Origin of the sequence: Saccharopolyspora sp. 6V, assembly GCF_020176785.1 — a bacterium.
Taxonomy (GTDB): domain Bacteria; phylum Actinomycetota; class Actinomycetes; order Mycobacteriales; family Pseudonocardiaceae; genus Saccharopolyspora_C; species Saccharopolyspora_C gregorii.
On the sequence record NZ_JAIUKB010000109.1, the window covers coordinates 1 to 20696 of the forward strand.

Sequence of the window (20696 nt, forward strand, 5' to 3'; positions counted from 1 at the left end):
CGGGCGCGGCGCGGGGCGCGGGCCCGCCCGCGGGGGGGGGCGGGGCCCCCCCCCCCGCGCGGCCCCCCCGGGCGGGGGGGGGGGGCCCCCGGACGGCACGACCGCGCGCTGCGGCGAATTTCGGGATGGGAACTTGGGAACTGGGCTCAGAGCTGATAGGTGGAGTTGATGATCGCGCCCTTCCGGGCGTAGTGGATGATCGCGTCCTGGACGTCGAGCGGGTGGGTGGGGATGACGCCTTCGATGAGGTCTTCCTCCCGCGCGCCGTGCAGCGAGAGGCCGAACCGGCAGCAGTACACCTTTCCGCCCTCGGCGATGAAGGTCTTGAGCTGGTCGTTGATGTTGTGCTCCCCGGGGAACGCGGAGTTCCCCGTGGTCGGGAATCCGCGGGTGGCCAGGCAGTTCAGCGAACCCGGCCCGTAGAAGTACACGGCCGACTCGAATCCCTTGCGCAGCGCGCGGGTCGCCTGCAGCACGGCCACGAAGCTCACCGAGGACTCGTGCGCGATGCCGTGCACCAACGTGAAGTAGGTTTCCCCGTTTTCCGCCTCGTAGTCGGGGAACACCTTGGTGGCCCCGTAGATGCTGGACCCTTCCGGCAGCGACGGGTGCGGGATCTCGTCGCGGGACTTGCGCTCGACATCGGTGAGTTCGACGGTCTCGGTCATGTTCTCTCCTCTGATCACGGTGTTTTTCAGTCGTAGAGCGCGGCGAAGGTCTCGCGGAACACGAGCTCGCCGAAGTAGCCGTCACCGGCTGCGGACCGCATCCGGGCGTACTCGCCGGGAAAGTCACCCCACGGTTGGTCGCTGGCGAAGAGCACGCGGTCGTGTCCGATGCCGCGGTGCTCGATCTCCCGGGCGAGCCAGTGCGGGGCGAAGCCGATGGCCCAGGAGAGGTCGGTGTACACGCGCTTTCCGGCGGCGACCCAGTCGAAGAAGCGCGAGCCGGCCAGCTTGATGTGGCCGCTCATGCCTCCTCCGAAGTGCACCAGGTGCACCGCGCAGCGATCGGCGTACCAGTCGACCAGGTTGCCCACCTGGTCGATGTCGGAGGCGGCGCCCGGCGAGGTGTGCACGTGCACGACCAGGCCGTGGCGCTCGGCGACCGCGAAGATCTCGTCGAGCAGGGGTCGGCACTCCGGCGCCGTCGGTGATCCACCGAGTAGGAAGCTCAGCTTCAGCGCCCGCACACCGGTTTCACCGGCCAGCGCGAGCGCCTTCGCCGTGCGCGCTCGATCTTCCGGTCGTGCGGACACCCACAGCCCGGCGCGCACCCGGTCGTCCCGCTGGGCGGCTTCCAGGACCAGCTCGTTGTGCGCGAAGGCGACATCGGGATCGGGCACGCCGTAGTTCGGCAGCACCAAAGCTCGTTCCGTCCCCTCCGCGTCCAGATCGGACAGCAGCTGGCCGACCGTGGCTCGGGCGGTGGTGTCGGCGTTGATGGCCGGGCCACCGTAGAAGGGGTGCGCGGGCAGCACCCCGAGATGCCGGTGCGCGTCGAAGACCAGGTTGTCGCTCACTGCTCACCTCAATTCGGCGACGGGACGGCGGAACGTGACGGTGATCTGCCGGTGAGCGCACCGCACACGTCGGTGATGCGGCGGGACGCGGCGATCCTCTCGACGAGGTACCGCGCATCCCTGCCGACCCCTTCCATCCGGCCGGAGCCCCAGGTGTGCTGCCAGGGCAGCCCGAGGAAGTGCAGCCCGGGTGCACTGGTCACGCCACGGCGGTGCACCAGATGACCGCGACCGTCGAAGACGGGGACCTCGATCCAGCGGTAGTCCGGGCGGAACCCGGTAGACCAGATCACCGTCGTGATCCCGGACTCGGCCAAGTCCAGCTCGCGCGGATGGGTCGCCGGGTCCGGCTCCCACACCGGCGTGTACCGGGCCTCGGTGGGCGCGTCGATGCCGCGAGCCGCTATGTGCGCGTCGATGGCGTCCTTGATGGACTCCATCACCTGGTCCGCCGCGTCCAATCCGGACTTGAGGTCGTCACCGAACGCGGCCCGGCCGTCGCGGATGTCGAGCAGACGCCCGTACAGCCGCATGCCCTGGCCCGCGAAGGTGCGCAGATCGATGTCCCGTCCGCCATCCCTGCCGGTGACGTAGTGGTTCACCCGCTTCCGCACCTGGGCGGGATCCGCGAACTCGTCGATGGTCTTGGCGTAATGCCCCATCTCGTCCAGCCACGCCACGCAGTCGCGGCCCCGATAGAACCGCGCCACCCGGGGCGCGTTGCCGACGGCCAGGTGCACACCGCGTCCCGCCAAGTGCAGGTCCTCGGCGATCTGTGCGCCCGACTGACCGCTGCCCACGACCAGCACATCGCCGGCCGGGAGTGCCGAGGGACTGCGGTAGTCGGCCGAGTGCAGCTGTTCGATACCGGCCGGGATCCGTTCGGCCGCAGCCGGTCTGCTCGGATCGTGGTAAGCGCCGGTGGCGACCACCACCTGTTCGGCGATGAACTCTCCCACCGTCGTGTCCAGCAGGTACGAGCCACCGGTGGACCGTCGCAATCGCGTGACACGCACCCCTTCCAGCACCGGTGCGCCAAAGGATTCGGCGTAGCTCTCCAAATAGGACACGATCTCGTCACGGAGCATGAAGCCGTCCGGATCGGCTCCCCGGTACTCGAATCCCGGCAGCGCGCACTGCCAGTTGGGGGTGACGAGGCAGAACGAATCCCAGCGACGGGAGCGCCAGTCGTGGCCCAGCCGCTCGGCTTCGAGCACGACGTGCCGGATTCCGCGCTGCCGCAAGCAGTAGCTGGCCGACAGTCCCGCCTGCCCGCCGCCCACCACCACGACCGGGTAGCGCGACTCGCGCGGGGTCATCGCCGCCTCCCCGCAGGGGAGTGCATCGCCTCCACGACGACCCGCCCATCGGACGGATGCTCGCGGGCGGTCGCGTTGATCTCGGCCAGCTGCCCTTCGGCAGCGGTGCAGCCGAAGCCGAACTTCGCCCGCACCCGTTCGTCGGCGATCCGCAACGCCTGCCTGCTGCGTTCGACGAAGTCGGTGACCTGGTAGGTACGGCCGACCTCGAGGTAATCTTCGATGATCGTGGATGGCGAGTAGCACTGCTGGACCGCACCGTCCGGCCAACGCACTCGAAACCGCATCTCTGGCATCGGTCCTCCAGTAGCGGGAAGACGAGGCGGAACCTCGTCGCTGCCGACGAGAACCATTCCAACGACCAGCTGTTTCCGGACGACGACATCCGGAAAAACAAGCGGTTCCGGCGCACGCGACCCTGTTACGACACCGCGAACGAGGCGCGCCGGCCGTCAGCGCGCCGCACCACGCGCTCGCTAACCGGGCCCGCACCTCACTGCCGGGCGCGGCTCAACTCCTGGAGTCCCACCACGACGGCGGCTTGCTCTGCGTCTCCCGCGCAGCTGGGAAGCGGTGCGGGGGCACCGGACTTCACAGTTCGACGTCCGGGTGCAGCCGCCCGACCGTCCACACCCGCTGTCTGCGCACTACGAGTGCGGTCGTCAGGAGGAATGCCGCCCAGAATCCACCGAGCACCGCGAAGTCCCGCACCAGATGTTCCACCAGGCCACCGGAGATCGTCATCCTCAGCCCGTCGACGAGATAGGTCATCGGCAACAGCGGATGGAGTGCCTGGAAGAACCCGGGAGTGGTCGGCACGGGGTACAGTCCGCCCGACGAAGTCAGCTGCAACACCAGCAGCACCAGCGACACCACATCTCCGGGAACGCCGAAAGCGGTGCGCAAACAGTGGTCGATCGCAGTGAACGCGGCGACACCGGCCAGCATCAGAGCCACGCAGGCGAGCGCGTGGCGCGGCGCCAGTCCTAGTCCGAGGTCCACGACGGCGTAGAGGATCAACGCTCCCGCACCTCCCAGGATCGCCGCGGGCAGCCATCCGGCGACCGCGATGGTGAGCGAGCCGACCCGCCCAGCCAGCGCCCGCAGGTTGACCGGCCGCAGCAGCAGGAACGCGAACAGCCCGAACACCCACAGCGCGATGCTGAAGAAGAACGGGGCGAAACCGCGTCCGTAGGGTCCCGCCGGATTCAGGTTCTCCCGCTCGATGCGCACCGGGGTCCCCAGCACGCGCGCCGCTTCGGTGATCTGGTCGGAGTCGGTCTCCGGGATACGGACGAAAGCCTGGTCCACCGTGCGCGTGAGGTCGGCGGCAGCGGAGTTCGCCTGGTCGGCGGCGGTCCGCATTGCGCCGGACCCCTCTTCCAGCGCGCCGATCCCGGAGCTGATCGTCCGGGCTCCCTCAGCCACGGCATGTGCTCCGGAGTCGACCGTTCGGAGCGGTACGTTCGCGTCCAGCACCTTGCGTTGGGCCCGACCGATGTGGTCGCGGGTCTCGTTCGCCTCGGCCAGGGCCTGGTCCGCCCGCTGCTGGTTCCAAGCAGCTTCTTGATCGGCCCTGCCGGCACGCACGTCGAGATCATGTGCGTGGTCGCGGGCCCGCTGCACCACCGGTTCGTCGGCCAGCTCGGGGTGGATGCGCACGAGTTCGTCGACGTCCTGCACACCGCGCGCGGTGCCGCGTTTGACCGCGCCGGTGGTGGCGTGCGCGAAGGCAGCACCGCGGGCCACCGTCGTGGCGGTGTCGACCAGCTGGTCCGCGGCCGCAGGGAGACGGTCCGCGACCGCGCGGTTGAGCTCATCGGTGACCTGATCGACCTGCCCGGTCGCCTCGGCCAGCTGAGCGGCGCCGTCGCTGACTCGCCCGGCACCGTCGTGCAAGGCACTGGTCCCGGACATCAGCGAACCGGTTCCCTGCTGTGCGACCTCGGTGGCGCCGAGCAACCGGTGGGAACCGTCGGACGCCGTGGCCAACCGGTCCTTCACTTCGGACAGCTCACCATAGATGCTGCGTACGTAGGCCCCGTGCGCCGCCGCGTTGATCTGGTCCTGCAGTTGCGGCTGCACGACCTCGGTCATGATTCCGGCGATGTAGTTGTTCGCGTCGTTGAGCCGGATGTCGATCCCGGCCTGTTCGGGAACGGTGTTGCTCGCGGTCGCGAGCTTGGTGCTGAAGTCCGGTGGGATGGTGATCGTGAAGTAGTAGCGCCCCTGCGCGAGCCCCTCTTCGGCCTCCGCCGCGTCGGTGAAGCTCCACTGGAACGTCCCAGCCGCCTTGAGCTGCTGCTCTACTTCGCTACCAGCGTCGACGCGCTGACCCTGCGCGGTGTGCCCGGTGTGGTCCTGGTTGACCACGGCGACCGGGATCCGGTCGAGCTCGCCGTAAGGATCCCAGTTCGCCCACAGGTACGTGGCGCCGTAGAGGAGCGGGATCAGGCACAGCAACGGCGGGACCGCTCTCCGCAGCGGACCCCGAAATCTGCGCAGTTCCAGCAGGGCCAGTTTGACGGCGGTCATGTGGCTCCCCGTTCCCCGTTCCGTTCCGCGCGTTCGGCACCGGCCAAGCGTTCCCCGCTGCGCTGCGGCAGCACGACGGGCACCGCGTCCGGGAGGTTCGGTGTGGGGTCGGTGCCGCTGAGCAACAAGGTGATTCCTGATTCGCGCACCCGGGCTAGGCCGCTCCACACCCGCGCCCGCCCCTCCCGTGCGCATCCGTCGTCGGGCTCATCGACGACCACGGCGCCCGGCCCGCGCGCCACCGCCAGTGCGACCGTGAGCAGAACGTTCGCCACGGAATCCAGGTCCTCGACCCGCACTCTGCCAGGCACGTCGATGCCGACGAGGTCGAACGCGGCGGACACGGCGGGCCGGTCGACCCGATCGATCCAGCAACGCTCCGCGATCAAGTCGTCGACTCGCAGCCGATCCTCCAGCTGACAGGCCGGTCCCGCGCGGGCGAGCGCGACAGTCTCGCGAACCGCAGCGGCCTCGCGGGGCAGGTAGTGCTGACCGACGCGCACCGCACCACTGACGAACCGCATCCGGCCTGAAAGCGCGAGCAGCAGCGAAGTCCGGCCGGAGCTGGCAGGGCCGCGAACCAGCAACGCGCCACCGGCTTCGACGGCGGTGGAGACGTTCTCGAAAACCGGCCCCCTCCCACCGCGCACCGACAGTCCCTCAGCGATGACATCCGTCCCTGGCACCGGGGCACCATAACCACGACGTCATCCGAACACGCAGCACCACGCCCGCCGCCAGACGACGATCTGCGCCACCGGTAGGCTCGGATCCGTCGATCCGGGGCCCGCTCAACAGAAGCGGGCAGCGGAATCGGTGCCGAAGGCGATGGCGGAGCCGCGCTCGGGTTGCCATCGCAGCACCCGGTGGTCTCCACCGGGCACACGAACGATCTCCAGCGCAGAAGACGGGCCAGGCCTTCGGGTCCCTGGAACCGCACCTCCCGGACCGCGGCTCCGAAACCAGCTCAGGACAACCACACCGGCAGCGAAAACAATCCGTGGACGATGGACAGCTGCCGGAAATCGAGCTCGGATTCCGGAATGGCCAGCCGCATCCGCGGGAACCGGTTCGCCAGCGACAGGTACGCGCGCTCGAGTTCCATCCGTCCGAGCTCCGCCCCGATGCAGCGGTGGATGCCGTGGCCGAACGCCAGGTGCGCGGTGCGACCGCGTGCCATGTCGAACTCGTCCATGCCCTCGCCCAGGGCCGGGTCGCGGTCGGCGGCGCTCAGCGAGCACAGCACCACGTCCCCCGCCGAGATCTCGACGTCGCCGATGACCGTGTCTTCCTCTGCGAACCGCGGAAACGCGACCTGTACGACGGTGGCGTAGCGCAGCGCTTCCTCGACGAACGCGTTCGCGCTGCCGGGGTCTTCGCGCAGCTGTTGCGGGATCGAGGGATCCCGCAACATCAGCAGTGCGCCGATTGCGATCATGCTCGCAGTCGTCTCGAAGCCTCCGGTGAGCAGCCCGTCGGCCAAGCCCACCAGTTCGTCGTCGTCCACCTCGTCACCGTGGTCGCGCACCACCGCGCCCAGCAGGCCGTCGCCCGGGTCTCGCCGCTGCTCGGCCAGCACGCCGCGCAAGTACTCCAACGAGTCGGTCATCGCGTTGAACGAGTGCTGTGCCCGCCCGGATAGGTCGAACCGCGCCTCGCTCAACTCCTGGATGCGTTCGGAGTCGTGCCGCGGCATGCCGAGCAGCTCGCAGATCACCGCAGCGGGGATGACCGCCGCGAACTCCGCGACTAGGTCCACCGGGCCCGACTTCGCCGCCGCAGCGTCCAGCGCCTCATCGATGATCTCCTGCACCCGCGGCCGGATCCGGGCAATCCTGCGCTTGGTGAACTCCGGCTGCAAGAGCTTGCGCAACCGCGTGTGCCGGGGTGGATCGGCGAACCCCAGTCCCGGGCTGCTGCTGACGGATTCCGCGCCCAGCACTCGACCGAGGTCGTTGCTGAACCCACAGGACGAACCCAGCACGTGCTTGCACTCCGCATAACCGGTGACCAGCCACACGCTCCGGCCGATCGGCAGCGGCAGCCGCCGCACAGGCTTGATCGACCGCCCACGAGTCAGCTCCGGCACCGGGGACACCCCGTCCCGTTGCAGCACCGCCTTCGCCGATTTGGGCAGGTACCGCAGCTGGGACAATTCCACACCGCTGCCCTGCTTCACACTCCGGTAGCGGCCCGCGAACCAGGAGAGCAGGCCCGAACTCACCGCATCCAAGCACAGCAGCTGCGGCATCCGCCTCCGCGAGAACGAACTCAAGCACTTCAACCGCAAAAAGACACCCGCAGACGCTCACGCACGCTGTTCCCGATAAGGTACATCGCCTTCGCCGCCTGCCGGTGTGCCCACCTTCCATTTTCCCGGTGTCCGGCGGTTCGGGACCCCCGCTCGTGCGCGTTCGCCGCTGCTGGGCGATTGACGGCTTCGCACGCGGTCGACCCGACGTGAACCCCGCGCTCGCTCGGCGAGCTGGCGACACGGCGAGCCGTTGTCCACCACCGCGCACGGCTACGCGGCCGCGGGCAAAAGGGCCGGTCGGCCGCCAGATGCGGTCCCGGCCGCGGGCGACGTGACCAACCGACCGCACTCGCTGGCGGCGATCCAGTCGTCCAGGGTTGCGGCACCGCCGAGAGAGGGGTCGCTCAACTCGCTTGCCACCGGCAACCCCGTAGCCGCGGAACGGACTTCAGGTACCAGCGCGTTCCACCACAAACGGTGGTTGCTCACCGCGGCCGCGACCACCAACGCCCCACGCTCATCGTGTTGGTCCAGGCACCAGGCGAGGGTGTCGCCGGGAACGCCCGCAACGACGACGACTCCGCCAGGACTGGTCTCCGGCAGGGCCGCAAGCTGATCCCGCGCACGACGATCACCGAAGGCTTCGAGCACGACGCGGGACGCGTGATCGCGCTCGTCGCTGTGCTCGTCAAGCGCCTCGCGGATCCAAAGCCCCGGACCGAGCGGCCGCTCAACGTGCTCGACCACCGCCTCCCACGGCCATGGCTCGACGCGGCGCCTCAACAATTCCGACATCCGCTCACGAGCTCCTGACAGCGTGTCGGCCTCCACCGCGGCGTCATCGGCGATCGCATAGCCCCGCCACTGCTCCCAGTCGCCCGCCTCCGCAGCGCACCAGCGGTAGATCACGTGCAGCACCGGCACCGGAACGCTCACCACCTTCCTGCGATCGACCCGGCTCGTCAGCGGGCCTCACCCTCGGACTTGAAATTCTCCGTTCGTGAGTACAGAATAGATTCATCGGCGGACCTGTCAAGTTTGGCATCCGAACTGCCCCGAAGAAAGGCGTACGGGTGCGCCGCCATGGCGCTGCCCGTCGGTCGACCAGCTCCACATGGGAAAGGAGAGTTGTGATGACGCTCGCGTTCGACCCGTTGTTCCGGGATCTCAACCGCTTGACCACCGAGGTGTTCGGCACCAGCCGCGCGCCGCAGGGCATGGCCATGGACGCCTACCGCGCCGGCGAGAACTACGTCGCCGAGTTCGACCTGCCCGGCATCGACCCGGACTCGCTGGAGGTCAGGGCGGAGAACAACACGCTGACCGTGCGAGCCCAGCGTCAAGGCCGCACGGAAAGCGATACGAACGGCGAGATCAGCTACATCGCCGCCGAGCGACCTCGCGGGACCTTCTCCCGGCAGCTGGCTCTGGGTGACGGGCTGGACTTGGACAACATCACCGCGGACTACGCCGACGGAGTCCTGACCGTGACCATGCCAGTGGCCGAGCAGGCCAAGCCCCGCCAAATCCAGGTCGGGCGCCGTGACACCGGCGGCCGCAAGGTCATCGACAGCGGCGGCAGCTGACCCCACCCGTTCCGCGTGCCCGGGTCGCAGATCGGCCCGGGCACGCCCTACCGGCCGCAGCAGGAGAGACCCGAACGCTCCGGCGCCGAGGGGACTGGAACCGCACTCGACGACATCGACCATCCCGCCTACACCGTGGGACGAGCTGCAGAGATGCTGCGCGTCACCCCCGGACTTCCTGCGCAGCTGGACGACACCGGCCCGCGTGCCGGCCCTGTTGGGCGATCCCGAGCTGACCGCGCTGGCCATGGCCTGCCGCATCGCCGGCCTCGAACGGGACCTCCACGACACCCGGCCACCTTCGTGGAACCTCTACAACCCGCACGGAGAGCGCGATCCCGACATCGAGGGGGAGATGCCCCTCTGATCGTCGCGTTCGACGACCGCCTCGACGCACCACTCGGCCCATCCGATGACCGAACGGATATTTCATGCAGCCGATGCAGGTATCATGCCAAAAAGACGGACGATTTCTTGCGCGAGAGTCGGCCGGGACAGGGCAGCCACGGTGCTCTTCGCTTCCTGGGCTCAGGAAAGCGGTGTGCAGGCGAGCGTGGCGGGAGGCGTTGTCTCGTGCTCTCCCACCACTATCCCTTCGGAGACCACAACCATCGTCAACACCTGCATCCTTGCCTGGAACGACATCGGGCACGCAACGTCAGGTGCACGCCTCCCCCGAATGCGGCAGAAGCCCCGCTGTGGACGTCACCGGGACCGGACGAGCCTCAGCGGGAGTCGCGCTGGTCGTCAGCGAGAGAGAGACTCATCCCGGTTCCCCTGCATTGCGGGCACATCCGCGGAGCGAGGACGAAGGACGGCGTGGCGTCGGGACCGTATCGGGCTTGCAAAGTTGTGATCATCCGTGTCCCGTGGCAGCGCGAGCATCGCGACCGGGGCCAAGTCGTGGGCGATGCTTCAGTGGCCCGCCGAAGCACTGCTGATCGCAGGTCGCGAAGGTGTTCGTCCTCGTCTTCGACAGTGGCATGACGTTCGTGGGCCTGCGCGTGTTCTGCCAGCGCGCGTTCGAACGCCGCGAGGGCGTGCTCGAGTTCGACGTTCGACGCCGGAGTGCTGTCAGCCATCACGTCTCCTTCGTCGCTGAGATGATGCGGCGCTCGGGAACATTCACGCCACGTGCTGCCGCCAGATCGCGGCCCCGCCCCGCGAGGCGCGAAGATCGCTACCGGAGCGAACAGCGGCACGCAGCTTGCGACGGTCGGTTTCTCCGAGACCACCCCAAATCCCGTACCTCTCATCGTGCAGCAACGAGTGTTCGAGGCAAGCCTCTCGGACAGGGCAGGTGCCGCAGATGCGCTTGGCGGCCGTCCCGGACTGACCCTGCTCGGGGAAGAAGGCATCTGGATCGGTCTGCGCACAGAGCCCGGACTGGTACCAGTCCGGCTGTCGATCTTCGGCCACCGGTTCGCCGTCAACGATGCGCATGTTCAGAACCTCCGTTCAGAGCACTTGTACGCCCATGTGACCGTCACCCGGACGAGGCATGACGCAGCGAATTTAGTGTTCTGGATCACTCGTACGGCAGCATGAAAGGGGCGGCCTCACTCGCCCCACGTCCCAGCGGGCCATAGCGCGTAACGCTCGGCGCGACCGAGGAAGGAAGTTGCAGAGCATCGCCAAATACCCCCTAAGAGGTGAATGCAGCTGGTACCTATGCCCTAATACTGTTGTTCCATGTACAGACAGGCCACCCAGAACCCGACTCCGGTACATGAGGACACACTGCTGCAGATTTGGCTTACCGGCCGCATATCAGATCTGCTGGAGCTCGCCTCCAGCGACCTCGAACAAGCTTGCCGAGAATTCGATGCACTCATCCCCCAGTGGGGCACCAAACGCGTCAGGCGCGCACTTGGCGATCTCGTCCAGGACTTCCAAAAATAAGGCCCCGCAGTACCGAGGCACGCCAAACTAGGAGCTTGTTGATCGGGCCTACCACCTTGAACCAGCGAGCGAGCGTCAGATCTTACCGCAGACAGAACGACGGAAGATCCCGCCGCACATCCCCACATCCCGGGAGGCACGTGCTCGGCAGTCAGGCGTGAGCTCGAGCGATGTTCGAGGCCGGACTCCGCGGAGTCAGGTCGTTCAGCGAACGTTGCCGAGCATCATCGTGGCTCAACAAAATATCCGCACTTGCGGCAACTCACTCACCAAGCCCCCGGGAAACCAATCCGACCCTAGAGGTCATTACCCGCGTAGGACAAGTTGAAACTCTTATTCACCAATGGAAAATCAGGGACAATCGTGTTGTTCAACGCCACCGGCAGTGCCGGCCAGTTGAAGAAGCTCGGGTCGACAATCTTCACCCGACTCAACCGCCCATTCATTTTGAGCTCCACCCGGTGCACGATAGTGCCCCGCCATCCTTCGGTGATACCTACACCGGAACCACCAAGACCGTCAGGTTCATCGACGCATCCACTCGTAGCGGACACCCGACCGTCTATCTGCTCCGCCAAGTGCGCGATCATATCGATCGATTGACTGACCTCTGCAGCCCGCCCGGAAAAACGTGCTAGCACGTCTCCCCCGGTCTGCTCGTAGTGAAGGCGCTGCTGCGGGGGAGACAGCACCGGGTGGTCCCACCTCGCGTCCACCTCCAGCCCGCTGGCTCGGGCGACATAGCCCAAAGTTCCCAGATCGAATGCCTGCTGCGAGGACAGCACCGCGGTGCCGGCGAAGCGGTCCCGCACCACGCTGTGCCCCAGCGCGAGGTCGTGCAGCTGCCCGGCCTCGTCCTTGACGGCTGCCAGCGCAGCCAGGTCCGGGAGCTTCCGGACCACCGCTCCGCCCACCCGCACTCCGCCTCGCAACAAACGGTGTCCGGTGACGTCGTCGTTCATCCGGAGCAGACGCTCGCGCAGTCGACCGGCGTGCGAGTTCAGCACGCCGTGCCCCACGTCGTTGCACAGCGCGCCGAGATCGGTGACGTGGTTGTACAACCTCTCCAACTCCAGCAGCACTGCGCGGATCCGCAGCGCGGCCAGCGGTACTCGCACGGACGCAGCGTCCTCGACCGCCTGGCAGTACGCCAGCGCGTGCCCGACGGAGGTGTCCCCGCTGATGTGCTCGGCGAGCGACAGCCCCTCGTCAGGTCGCAGTCCTTGGAATTGCTTTTCTATTCCTCTGTGGACGAACCAGAGACGGGCTTTGAGGTTGAGGATCGTCTCCCCGACGACCGAGAAGCGGAAGTGACCGGGTTCGATCAGTCCTGCGTGTACGGGCCCCACCGGAATCTCGTGCACACCGTTGCCCTCGACCGCTCGGAAGGGGTAGGGGCCGTCGACGGCTCCGAACTCCGGTGCCTCGCCCGCGTCCTGCCGCATCGGATACCACCCCTGCGGCCAGTGGAAGTGCCGCACGAGCCGACGCGGTAGCGGATGGCCGTCCGGCACGATGCCGAACAGATCGCGCATCTCACGTTCGAAACGACCCGCGGGGAACGACAAACCCGCCACGCTCGGCAGGTGCGGATCAGCGCGATCGACCGGCACTTGCAGCTCGACGCGGCGATCGTCGTCCGCACAGGTGAACAGGTAGACGGCACGCAACAGCTGACCGTCATCGTGTCCAGCGATCATCGCGATCCGGTACCCGGCCGTCAACAACCGTTCCACCTGCGCGTACACGGCATCCGGCGTGATGATCAACGCGGTACGCCGGTGGCCGCGCGGTTCGCCGTCGGCGCTGTCGGGAAGAGTCATGGCGTTCCTGAGAGGAGTGCGGCGGTCAGGGGCAGCAAGGGGTCCAGGAGGCCACCGACGGCACCGAGCACGACGGAAGCGACCAAGCCGGTGAGCAGAACCGCCTCCGTGCGCGCCCCGGTACGCGGCGGTGCGACCTCGGCTCTCCCGCTGGAAGATGCACCGAGCAGCATCCGGCTGGTGTGGACCAACAAGGAAGCGCCGATCATCAGAACGAAGAAGAACGCGACCGCAACTGCCCACCCCAGCCCCGCACGGAATCCCTCACGGGCGATCCCGATCTCGCTGGCGAACAAGCTGAACGGAGGCATCCCGGCAAGCGCCAGCACACCCAGCCCGAAGCAGCCGGCGAGTACCGGGTACCGGACAGCCGACCCGCGAGCCCCATCCACCTCGCTGGTACCGATGAGTTGCGACATTCGCCCGGAACCGAGGAAGAGCACCGTTTTCACCAGACCATGCCCGAAAATGTGCAGCAGCACCGCAGCGATCGCCAGCCGTCCACCGATGCCCGCACCCAACGCTGCCAATCCCACGTGCTCGATGCTGGAATAGCCGAGCATCCTCTTGTAATCACGCTGAGCGATCAGCAGGGATGCCGACACCGCCAACGACATCAAGGCGAGGGTCACCAGCAGGACGCGGACGAATCCGGGTCCCAGGGCCACATCGGCGATCATCTTGACGCGCAAGACGGCGTAGAAGGAGACGGCCAGCATCCCGCCTGACATCAACGCCGCGACCGGCGCCGGTGCTTGGCCGTACGCGTCCGGCACCCAAGCGTGCAGAGGCGCCAACCCCGCTTTCGCCCCGAAACCGATGATCAGCAATGCGCCGGCGATCCGAGTGACCGCCGGATCCAGTGATGCCGCGGTGGACACGAGCGCCGACCAATCGAGGCCCGCCCCAGCACCGGTGTGCAGAGACGCGTAATTGAGCAGGAACACCCCCAGCAGTGCGAGTCCGATACCAGCTGAACAGATCACGACGTACTTCCACGCCGCCTCCACCGCGGAACGGGTCCGCTGCTGCCCCACCAGCAGGGCGGTCGCGATCGTGGCCGCTTCGACCGCTACCCACATCACCCCGAGGTTGGCGGCCAGCACCGCCAAGGTCATGGTCCCCACGAAAACCTGGACCAGCACGCAGTGGAGCACTGCGGCACGAGAGTCCAGCCGTCCAGCTGCCCGCTCCACGGCCAGGTGTTCCGGAGTCGCGAAAGCCGCCAACAGCGTGACCGTACCGATCAGTACCAGCATGAACGCGGTGAGGGCGTCCGCTCGCAACATCCCGTGCAGCGCCGTGGTCGGACCGTTCTCGACAACGGACAGTGCGACGCCCGCGGAAGCGAGCAGCACCAGCGCGGCGGTCACCACTCCAACCCACGACGTCGCGCGGTGCCACCCCGCCAGCGCGCACCCCGCGGCGCCCACCAGCGGAACGGCTACCGCCGCGATGAGGAGCCAATGGATCATCAATCGTGCAACTCCCGCAGTTCAGCCAGATCTGTGGTGCCGAACGCATCCCGCATCCGCACAGTCAAGGACTGCAGCACCAGCACCACCAACAACACGTCCAACGACACACCCAACTCCACGACGAGCCCTGCACCCGAGGTGGTCAAGAACCCGACGGCCGTGACGCCGTTGTCGATCAGCAGGAAGCCGACCACTTGGGACAGTGCCCGACGGCGGGTGACCAGGACGAAGAACCCGATCAACACGACTGCCACACCGATGACCAGGGCATCCGTGGCCGGTGATGGGGCGAGCGCCACCAGCGGCTGCGAGACCGCGTAAGCCAACAAGGTGAGCGCGGCACCCGCGAGCAGCGAAGCCGCGATGTTCACCACAGAGCGGGTCTCCCGCCCGACTTCGTCGGACGCCGCCAAGGCACGTCGTAGCAGCATCGGGAGCACGCCGGCTCGAAGCACCAGAAGACCCGCACACACGGCCGCCAGCTCGCCGGAGCGCTCGTAACCCGCGGAAATCCCGACGACAGCTGCCAGCGCGGCCCCCTGCAACGCGAAGACCCGGATGACGACGGTGAGTTCCCGGCGCCACAGCACGAGCACGGCGGCGAGGAGCATCGCGCCGCAAGCCGCGTCGAGCAGCAGGACGTACAGGTCACGGCTCATGGCGCACTCCGGTGGCGGATCATCGTCATTCCTTTCGGCTCGGACTCGTCAGTGGGGCTGCGGCAGGAAGAACGAGGCTGCGACAGCCATGACCGAGAGCAGGAACGACCCCGCCAGCAACTCCGGAACGCGGAACAACCGCAGCTTGGCCAGGAATCCCTCGCCCACAGCGAGCAGGAGCGCAAGCAGGGCGACTTTGCCGGTGAAAGCCAGCACACCTCCCAGCAGCGCGAGCGGCGCAGCGTCGGTCGCGATGCCCCAGGGGAGGAACAGATTCGCCAGGAGCCCCAGGAACACCGTCAAACGCATTGCCGACGCCCACTCGACCAGGGCCAGGTCCCGGCCCGCGTACTCCAGGACCATCGCCTCGTGCACCATCGTGAGTTCCAGGTGAGTGGAGGGATTGTCCACCGGGAGCCGCCCCGTCTCGGCGATGATCACCACCGCGAAGGCGACTGCTGACAGCAGGCTCGCGGGTGAGAAGACCATCGCCGGGTCGTGCACGGTCGACGTCACGATCGAACTGAGATCGGTCGAGCCCACCCGCACCGACAACGCGAAGATCGACAACAACAGGGTGGGCTCCACCAACGCGACGATCGTCATCTCCCTGCTGGCGCCCATACCGCCGAAGGTGGTTCCGGTGTCCAACCCGGCCAGCGCCACCGCCACGGTGCCCAACGTCAGAAGCGCCACCACCGCGAACAGGTCCGCCACGGGCCTCGCTGCAGATTCAATCGTGATGAACGGAGCCACGAGCGCCACGACCACCGTCGTGGACCACACCACCAACGGTGCGACCCGGAACACCTCGCTGGTGCCGCGCGGTACAACGGATTCCTTCAGGAACAGCTTGCGCAGGTCCCGCCACGGCTGCCCCACCCCGGCTCCAGCACGGCCTTCCAGTCGCGCCCTGGCCTGCCTCATGGCCCCGATCAGGAACGGCGCCCCCACAACGATCAACGCGCACTGCAGGCCACCACCGATCACGCCGAGAACGCTCATCAGAGCACCACCAGCACGATCAGCACGCCGCACACGAAGTAGAACCCGTAGCCCAGGTAGCGGTGCACGCTCCCGGTCGCCAGCCGCCTCGCGGAAGTTCCCCACGCGGCAACGCCCCGCAGCACGGGAGCGTAGACCCGGTGCTCGAAGGGCTCCGGCACGTGCTGGCGGTACTCGACGGCTTGTACGAGATACGCCGATTGCCGGTGGTGAGTCACGGCGACGTCCTGTTCAGGGCGAACCACGTTCTCGAAAACCCGTTGCAACGGCTCAGCGAACGAGGTGGCGGTGTACTCCATTCGGGGAGATGGCGGACCTGCTCCGCAGTCCCACGACCGCACTTCCCGGCCCCGGCGCGCTGCCGCGAGGCGCAGCACCGCCAGCACCAGCACACAGCCGGCGAGGAGGCCCGCGGCGAGCAACACCGGCGAGAGGGCCCCCACCACCCCGTTCAACCGCAGCGTGACCGCTCCCAGAACCGCAGGCCCCGAGTCGCCCAGCACCAGGCCGCTCACGCCTGCGAGGGAGGGCAGAACCAACCCCGGTAGCAGCGCCAGCCCGACGCACGCGACCGCGGCCGCGGCGATCCCGACGAGCATGGAGGTAGGGCTCTCCTTCGCCGCGCCGACGGCGTTGCTCCGAGGACGGGCCAAGAACCCGATCCCGAACGCCTTGACGAAGGTCGCGGTCGACAGGCCCGCGGTCAGAGCAACGGCGGCGACGGCCATCGGCATCACGATCGCCGTCGCCGCTCCGGTGGACGGCGAGCCGTGGATCAACGCCTGCAACAGCAACCATTCGCTGACAAAGGCCGTCCCCGGTGGCAACGCCGATGCTGCCAGCGCACCGACCGCGAATCCCCACGTGGTGAAAGGCATCTTCACGCGCAGGCCGCCCAAGAGATCGAGATCCCGTACCCCGGTCGCGTGCACGACCGAGCCGGCGGAGAGGAACAGCAATGTCTTGAACGCAGCGTGATTGATCACGTGCACCAGGCCCGCCGTCAACGCCAGACTTGCCAGCACGTCTTGTCCCGTGGCATCGAAATACCCCGCGGCACCGACCCCCAGAAGCACCAATCCCATGTTCTCGGTCGTCGAATTCCCCAGAAGACGCTTCAGGTCGTTGCTCATCGCAGCCTGCAAGATGCCGTGGAGAGCTGACATCGCCCCCAGCAGCAGAACCAGCAGCCACCACCAAGCGGGACCGCCCGCCAGCAGGTCGAAACCCACCCGGATGAGGCCGTACACGCCGAGGTTGACCATTCCCGCCGACATCAGCGCCGACACGTGACTGGGCGCCTCGGGGTGCGCGCGGGGCAACCAGGCGTGCAGTGGCAGCGCGCCTGCCTTGGAGGTGAAGCCCGCTGCGGTCAACAGGAAAGCGGCACCGGCGACGAACGGCGGTAGCTCCGCCGAACCGTCTCGCACGGACGTGAACGAGTCGTCGGAGCAGTGCGCGACGACCAGAAGCAACCCGAGCGAGATCGCCACCGCTCCCACGTGGGTCATCACCGCGTACCAGCGACCTGCTACCGCCACCTCATCGCGGCTCGCATGTTCAGCCAGCACCAGCGCCAGAGAGGTGAGCGCCACGAGCTCCCAGCACGCCAGGAACGCGCCGATGCTCCCCGTCGCGGGTACCAGCAGCATTGACAGCACGAACAGCGGCAGCACCGACTGGACGGGGCGGCTGTTGAGGCTCTCCCGGGCGTAACCGATGCCGTACGTCGCGGCCACGACCGCCACCCCGCCCGCGACGAGCAGGAACACGCCGCTCAGCGGATCCACGGACACGGCTGCGCCGAACAGCGGGAGCAAGCCGGGAAGCGATGCCGATAACGACTGGCCGGCCAATGCGCTCGCGCCGGCGATGACGCCGCACCCGCCGACAAAAGCCGTGCCCACCCCGCAGACGAACGGGCGAGTTCGTGCTGGAACGAACACACCCGCCACAGCACTGAGCAAGCCGACGCCGATCGCCGCGACAAGCCCGGAGGAGATGAGGTTCATCGTCCGGTCAGCTTTCGCAAACCCGCCACGATCTCCTCGGGGCGGGGTGGGCAGCCGGGGATCTCCAGATCGACCGGCACCACATCACGCACGGCTCCCACGACGCCGTACGCCCTGGCAAGAGCACCGCAGCCGCGAGCGCAGTCCCCTACAGCCACTACGAAACGCGGCTTTGCAAGCGCCTCGTACGTGCGCCGCAGCGGCTCCGCCATGTTTCGAGTGACCGGGCCGGTGACCAGCAAGGCATCGGCGTGCCGTGGTGACGCCACCAGCCGTGCCCCGTAGCGCTCGGCGTCGTACACCGGCCCGAACGCGGAAGCGATCTCGACCTCGCAGCCGTTGCACGAGCCCGCATCGACGTGCCGGAACTGCACCGAGCCACCCAGCTCGCTCGCAGCAGGCAGCAACTCTCCCGACAGTGCGGGGCCAGGTTCGGCAATGCGCCCGATTCGACGGATCTCTCTTAGCAAGCTCAACACGCGGTGCTCCCACATCGACTTCCAAGTAGTAGTCAGGGGTTACGGATCTTCAACCGCTCAAGAACCGGGAGACTCCCCAGGACCGCGCAAGTCGTCGAGCAGCTCGACCTGCCCGGACAACACTCCGGTCAAGATTGCCCGAGCCACCACCAGCAGTTCCGCGACCTGCGGGCTGGTCAGCGAGTAGATGACCGCGGAACCTCGCCGGGACGTGGTGACGAGTCCGGCACGGCGCAGTACCGCCAGCTGCTGCGAAAGGTTCGCCGACTCGACCCCGACCTCGGGGAGCATTTCGGACACTGCGTGGTCTCGCTCGCTCAACAGCTCGAGCACCCGGATTCGAGCGGGGTGACCCAAGGTCTTGAAAAGTTCAGCCTTCAACTGATAAAGGGGCGTGCTCACCTGACTCCCTCCGCGAAAATTCCAGGGCCCACACCGTTCGCCCGCGAGCCGAGCCTTCCGATGACGCCCCCGGACGCCCTCCGTGGAACCGCCCCACCACAAGCAAGTACGAAAATCACTAGTTGCATACTTTAGCAACTGCTTGAGTCGGCATGAGACCTGGCCATCAAGAGCACCCGAGACGGACGGAACGGACGCAGGTCGCGGCACGCCGCCCCGGCAGGGACCCGGAGGCCAGGGGATCGTGCCGACAACACGCCACCAGCTCCCCTGCCGGACGTGAGCACCACCGCTTCGCCCACCGGCGCCGGCTCCGACTCCCCCGCTCACGCCGAGTCGGCCCACGTCCTACCGCTGGATCACTCGCCGCCACTGCTCCAACAATGTCCCGACCAGCGAATCAACCATCAGCGCGGAGGTGGAACCGGGCGCAGCGGCGATGGCAACTCCACCCCGGCGACAAGTGGACTGAATCCAATCAGCATCCCCGAACGCTCGACCCACCCCGAGGAGGCGTCCGGAGACAGCACTGTTCTCCGGCTGCGGATCTTTCACGAAGCCCAGAGCGCCTGGCGGACCCCCACGCAGTCAATGCCGACTCCGCCATGGCACCCGACGGAGGGCACCACCATTCCTGCCCAACAGGGGCACAGCCCATCGATGCCGGGGCGCTGCCCGCCCCCGGAGAGCGGGACCGGGCAGCGGCCCCCTTACCCCGACTTTTCGAAGGTAACCAGGCAAAGCATGGCAGAGATCAAAATTTGTCCAAAATCACACTCATTCGAGGGTAGCGGGACCATCCACGCCATGCTTTCCGTTCGTCAGCGACTTCGAACGGAGGGCGCAGCGCCTCTCACCACGCCATCGACGCCGCTACAACTGGCGAAAACCAGCAAGCAGGTGAACAGCGCGGCGATCCGCGGCCTGCCAACCGACGTCCGCGATCATCGCCGAGACCGCAGAGCGTCGAAATCAACTTCTCGGCCGCAGAATCCTCCGCCACGACGCAGCTGGCAACACCACGATCCGGGGACCCGTCATCCAACGCCACAGCGGCAGAAGCGCCAAGCAAAGAACGACCGATCCGCCACGGCGAACCAGAGGACTCCTCATCGCTCCGCTACCTGCGGGTGCTGCACCGCTGCCGAGTTGCGCCGAGGCCGCTGAGTGGCCTCGGCCAACGCACGTGACAGCGCCGGTGCTTCCCACCGCTGCACCAACCGATCAAATTCCGCGCACGCTCCCTCGAGGTTCCGGCGCACGATCCATGGGGTGTTCCTGCGTGTCCGCGTGGGATTTGGTCTGTCGGAGGTCGTGGTGCGTGCTCGTTACCAGCACCTACCCACTGTCCTCCGCATCCGCCGCCAGCTGCGGCGCAATCACGGCGAGCCCTCACCGCTGATCCGGTTGGACCTCGTGCTGAACAGCCGTTCTGTCCCGATTGGCAGGCAAGCAGGGGCCAACCCCTCGGGAGCTCGGTTCCGCGGTGCCGCCGCCGAACGTTCCACTGGTCGTTGTGCGAGGGGGCATCCTGGCGGGCGTGCTGACGAACTCTGACGAGCAGAGCGCGGGCCTCTCCGTGGCGCAGGTGGTGGAACTGCTCGATGCCGTTGCCGGTGAGCCCGAGGATGACGCGGCCAACGTGTTCGAGCGGCTGAGCTCGGAGCTGCCGGCAGGAGAAGCGGCGGGGTTGGTGGATCGCCTTCGTGACCTCCGGTCG

The 20696-nt window shown here is 67.5% G+C and carries 19 protein-coding genes; 3 read left to right on the top strand and 16 right to left on the bottom strand.

The window, feature by feature from the left end:
- Window positions 1-146: 146 nt before the first annotated feature.
- From LCD35_RS21000 to LCD35_RS21035, 8 genes are all read right to left on the bottom strand, one after another.
- Window positions 147-668, bottom strand: coding sequence for an MSMEG_0572/Sll0783 family nitrogen starvation response protein (locus tag LCD35_RS21000; RefSeq protein ID WP_224961420.1), 522 nt, complete (start codon window positions 666-668; stop codon window positions 147-149).
- 26 nt (window positions 669-694) lie between these two features.
- Window positions 695-1522, bottom strand: a complete 828-nt coding sequence (locus LCD35_RS21005) for an amidohydrolase family protein (RefSeq protein ID WP_224961418.1) — start codon at window positions 1520-1522, stop codon at window positions 695-697.
- A gap of 8 nt (window positions 1523-1530) precedes the next feature.
- Complete coding sequence (locus tag LCD35_RS21010) at window positions 1531-2841, bottom strand: MSMEG_0569 family flavin-dependent oxidoreductase (RefSeq protein ID WP_224966522.1); 1311 nt, start codon at window positions 2839-2841, stop codon at window positions 1531-1533.
- A complete protein-coding gene (locus LCD35_RS21015) occupies window positions 2838-3128 on the bottom strand; it encodes an MSMEG_0570 family nitrogen starvation response protein (RefSeq protein ID WP_224961414.1) in 291 nt (96 codons plus the stop codon). The genes LCD35_RS21010 and LCD35_RS21015 overlap by 4 nt, the downstream gene beginning before the upstream one ends.
- A gap of 304 nt (window positions 3129-3432) precedes the next feature.
- A complete protein-coding gene (locus LCD35_RS21020; RefSeq protein ID WP_255615317.1) occupies window positions 3433-5304 on the bottom strand; it encodes a YhgE/Pip family protein in 1872 nt (623 codons plus the stop codon).
- A 68-nt stretch (window positions 5305-5372) separates the two neighbouring features.
- Window positions 5373-6062, bottom strand: coding sequence for an ABC transporter ATP-binding protein (locus LCD35_RS21025; RefSeq protein WP_225044713.1), 690 nt, complete (start codon window positions 6060-6062; stop codon window positions 5373-5375).
- A gap of 281 nt (window positions 6063-6343) precedes the next feature.
- Entirely contained in the window at window positions 6344-7627 is a 1284-nt protein-coding gene (locus tag LCD35_RS21030) for a cytochrome P450 (RefSeq protein WP_224961408.1), read from the bottom strand.
- Window positions 7628-7900: 273 nt separating this feature from the next.
- Entirely contained in the window at window positions 7901-8566 is a 666-nt protein-coding gene (locus LCD35_RS21035; RefSeq protein ID WP_224966519.1) for a hypothetical protein, read from the bottom strand.
- A gap of 197 nt (window positions 8567-8763) precedes the next feature.
- Between LCD35_RS21035 and LCD35_RS21040 the strand changes: the two genes are divergently transcribed.
- Together LCD35_RS21040 and LCD35_RS21045 are read left to right on the top strand one after the other, a co-directional pair.
- Window positions 8764-9216, top strand: coding sequence for an Hsp20/alpha crystallin family protein (locus LCD35_RS21040; RefSeq protein ID WP_224961404.1), 453 nt, complete (start codon window positions 8764-8766; stop codon window positions 9214-9216).
- Between the two features lie 205 nt (window positions 9217-9421).
- Window positions 9422-9583 (top strand): hypothetical protein, encoded by a 162-nt coding sequence (locus tag LCD35_RS21045; RefSeq protein ID WP_224961402.1) that lies wholly within the window; start codon window positions 9422-9424, stop codon window positions 9581-9583.
- Window positions 9584-10341: 758 nt separating this feature from the next.
- Here the strand turns inward: LCD35_RS21045 and LCD35_RS21050 are convergent.
- From LCD35_RS21050 to LCD35_RS21085, 8 genes are all read right to left on the bottom strand, one after another.
- Window positions 10342-10659 carry a WhiB family transcriptional regulator gene (locus LCD35_RS21050; protein ID WP_374108121.1) on the bottom strand — a complete coding sequence of 106 codons (318 nt, stop codon included), beginning with the start codon at window positions 10657-10659 and terminating at the stop codon, window positions 10342-10344.
- Between the two features lie 755 nt (window positions 10660-11414).
- Window positions 11415-12941, bottom strand: a complete 1527-nt coding sequence (locus LCD35_RS21055) for an NADH-quinone oxidoreductase subunit C (protein ID WP_224961400.1) — start codon at window positions 12939-12941, stop codon at window positions 11415-11417.
- Window positions 12938-14416 carry a proton-conducting transporter membrane subunit gene (locus tag LCD35_RS21060; RefSeq protein WP_225044714.1) on the bottom strand — a complete coding sequence of 493 codons (1479 nt, stop codon included), beginning with the start codon at window positions 14414-14416 and terminating at the stop codon, window positions 12938-12940. The genes LCD35_RS21055 and LCD35_RS21060 overlap by 4 nt, the downstream gene beginning before the upstream one ends.
- A complete protein-coding gene (locus LCD35_RS21065; protein WP_224966517.1) occupies window positions 14416-15078 on the bottom strand; it encodes a hypothetical protein in 663 nt (220 codons plus the stop codon). The genes LCD35_RS21060 and LCD35_RS21065 overlap by 1 nt, the downstream gene beginning before the upstream one ends.
- A gap of 48 nt (window positions 15079-15126) precedes the next feature.
- Complete coding sequence (locus LCD35_RS21070) at window positions 15127-16083, bottom strand: respiratory chain complex I subunit 1 family protein (RefSeq protein WP_224961395.1); 957 nt, start codon at window positions 16081-16083, stop codon at window positions 15127-15129.
- Entirely contained in the window at window positions 16083-18095 is a 2013-nt protein-coding gene (locus LCD35_RS21075) for a proton-conducting transporter membrane subunit (protein WP_224961393.1), read from the bottom strand. The genes LCD35_RS21070 and LCD35_RS21075 overlap by 1 nt, the downstream gene beginning before the upstream one ends.
- The gene (locus tag LCD35_RS21080; protein ID WP_224961391.1) at window positions 18092-18574 is read right to left on the bottom strand and encodes an NADH-quinone oxidoreductase subunit B family protein; all 483 of its coding nucleotides are present in this window, start codon (window positions 18572-18574) and stop codon (window positions 18092-18094) included. The genes LCD35_RS21075 and LCD35_RS21080 overlap by 4 nt, the downstream gene beginning before the upstream one ends.
- A 57-nt stretch (window positions 18575-18631) precedes the next feature.
- Complete coding sequence (locus tag LCD35_RS21085) at window positions 18632-18976, bottom strand: helix-turn-helix transcriptional regulator (protein ID WP_225044715.1); 345 nt, start codon at window positions 18974-18976, stop codon at window positions 18632-18634.
- A gap of 1540 nt (window positions 18977-20516) precedes the next feature.
- Between LCD35_RS21085 and LCD35_RS21090 the strand changes: the two genes are divergently transcribed.
- A partial coding sequence (locus LCD35_RS21090) for a hypothetical protein (RefSeq protein WP_224961387.1) occupies window positions 20517-20696 on the top strand: 180 nt, incomplete at its 3' end.

Bases quoted from the DNA above. Each gene is read 5' to 3' on its own strand.
- LCD35_RS21000 (WP_224961420.1), bottom strand. From the start codon at position 668: ATGACCGAGACCGTCGAACTCACCGATGTCGAGCGCAAGTCCCGCGAC.
- LCD35_RS21010 (WP_224966522.1), bottom strand. From the start codon at position 2,841: ATGACCCCGCGCGAGTCGCGCTACCCGGTCGTGGTGGTGGGCGGCGGG.
- LCD35_RS21015 (WP_224961414.1), bottom strand. From the start codon at position 3,128: ATGCGGTTTCGAGTGCGTTGGCCGGACGGTGCGGTCCAGCAGTGCTAC.
- LCD35_RS21030 (WP_224961408.1), bottom strand. From the start codon at position 7,627: ATGCCGCAGCTGCTGTGCTTGGATGCGGTGAGTTCGGGCCTGCTCTCC.
- LCD35_RS21040 (WP_224961404.1), top strand. From the start codon at position 8,764: ATGACGCTCGCGTTCGACCCGTTGTTCCGGGATCTCAACCGCTTGACC.
- LCD35_RS21050 (WP_374108121.1), bottom strand. From the start codon at position 10,659: ATGCGCATCGTTGACGGCGAACCGGTGGCCGAAGATCGACAGCCGGAC.
- LCD35_RS21055 (WP_224961400.1), bottom strand. From the start codon at position 12,941: ATGACTCTTCCCGACAGCGCCGACGGCGAACCGCGCGGCCACCGGCGT.
- LCD35_RS21060 (WP_225044714.1), bottom strand. From the start codon at position 14,416: ATGATCCATTGGCTCCTCATCGCGGCGGTAGCCGTTCCGCTGGTGGGC.
- LCD35_RS21065 (WP_224966517.1), bottom strand. From the start codon at position 15,078: ATGAGCCGTGACCTGTACGTCCTGCTGCTCGACGCGGCTTGCGGCGCG.
- LCD35_RS21070 (WP_224961395.1), bottom strand. From the start codon at position 16,083: ATGAGCGTTCTCGGCGTGATCGGTGGTGGCCTGCAGTGCGCGTTGATC.
- LCD35_RS21075 (WP_224961393.1), bottom strand. From the start codon at position 18,095: ATGAACCTCATCTCCTCCGGGCTTGTCGCGGCGATCGGCGTCGGCTTG.